The organism is Streptomyces niveiscabiei, assembly GCF_001419795.1.
GTDB lineage: Bacteria > Actinomycetota > Actinomycetes > Streptomycetales > Streptomycetaceae > Streptomyces > Streptomyces niveiscabiei.
The window spans coordinates 1-1445 of sequence record NZ_LIRL01000071.1; the positions used below are offsets into that span (position 1 = coordinate 1).

At 74.3% G+C, this 1445-nt stretch carries 2 protein-coding genes; one reads left to right on the plus strand and one right to left on the minus strand.

From position 1 onward, the window contains the following. Positions 1 to 57 precede the first annotated feature (57 nt). On the minus strand, positions 58 to 372 hold the full coding sequence (locus AOK24_RS04365; protein WP_055718732.1) for an ArsR/SmtB family transcription factor: 315 nt from the start codon (positions 370 to 372) through the stop codon (positions 58 to 60). 113 nt (positions 373 to 485) lie between these two features. Here AOK24_RS04365 and AOK24_RS04370 point away from each other — a divergent pair. Then, positions 486 to 1445 (plus strand): Lrp/AsnC family transcriptional regulator (locus AOK24_RS04370; protein ID WP_055718731.1); only part of this gene is annotated, 960 nt, incomplete at its 3' end.

The window sequence follows — 1445 nt, forward strand, 5'->3', positions numbered from 1 at the left end:
AGATGTGTATACGCGACAGGCCTCCGCGACCCCGTGCCCTCCCCCGGGTCCGTGTGGTCAGAGGCCACGGAGGCGGGGAAGGGGGACGTCGGCGGCCTCGGCGCGGTCGCTCAGGCGGCCGAGGACGAGGCGGACGACGTCGACGACGTCGGGGGCGTCGACGAAGTACACCTGGCGGCGGCCTTCGCGACGGGAGCGGACGAGGCCCGCGAGTTTCAGCTTGGTGAGGTGCTGGCTCACGGCAGGCAGCGCGCCGCCCACCCGCTCCGCGAGGCCGGTGACGTCGCTCTCGCCCTGGGCGAGGGCCCAGACGATGTGGAGGCGGGCGGGGGACGCCAGCAGCCCGAAGTGCTCGGCGGCCTGCGTGAGCATCTCGGTGGAGGGGTCCTCGAACGCCACGGCTGCCGACCTCCTGTGCGCTGACGTGTTGCTGAAGCGGGTTTCTCCAGTTTACGGCGTGTACGCCCACCGCGAGGATGTGCCGCATGCTCGACGACCTCGACCGCGCCCTCGTGCACGCGCTGCACCTCGACGGCCGGGCCCCTTTCAGCCGGATCGCGGAGGTGCTCGGCGTCTCGGGCCAGACCGTGGCCCGCCGCTACCGGCGCCTGCGGGAGGAGGCGGGCCTCAGGGTGGTCGGCCTGGCGGACCCGCGCACAGCGGGCCGCACCCAGTGGCTGCTGCGCCTGACGGCGACACCGGCCGCCGTACGGGACCTCGCGGCGGCGCTGGTCCGCAGACGGGACACGTCATGGGTGAAGCTGGTCTCGGGCGGCACGGAGATCGTGGCGGTCGTCCACGCCCCGACGGACGCCCAGGACACCAACTCCCTTCTCCTGCACGACGTCCCGCGCACGGCGGGCGTCACCTCGGTCTCCGCGCACCTCCTGCTGCACACGTACGTCGGCGGCCCCGCGAACTGGCGCCGCAGCGCGGACGCTCTGGACGCCGCCCAGCAACAGGCCCTGAGGGAACCGGAGTCGGATGCGACACCACGTCAGATCACCGACTCCGACCGGGACTTGCTCACCGCGCTCGCGCAGGACGGCCGTACCTCCCTCGCGGACCTGGCCGGGGCGACCGGCTGGACGGCGGCCACCGCGGCCCGGCGCCTGGCCGAACTCCGCGCGGGCGACGCCCTGTTCTTCGACGTGGAGATCGACGCGGCGCACTTCGGCGTGGCGACCCGCGCCCTGCTGTGGCTGTCGGTGCGCCCGTCCCGCGTGGACGAGGTCGCGTCGGCCCTGTCGGCCCACGACGAGCTGGCGTTCCTCGCCTCGGCCACTGGCCCGACGAGCCTCGTCGCGCAGGCCCTGTGCCGCGACCCGGCCAACCTCCACCACTACCTCACGCGCCGGCTGGGCGCCCTGGACGCGATCGACGCCCTGGAGGCGGGCCCGGTCCTGCGCACCCTCAAGTGGGCGAGCCCTTCCCCCGCCCTACGC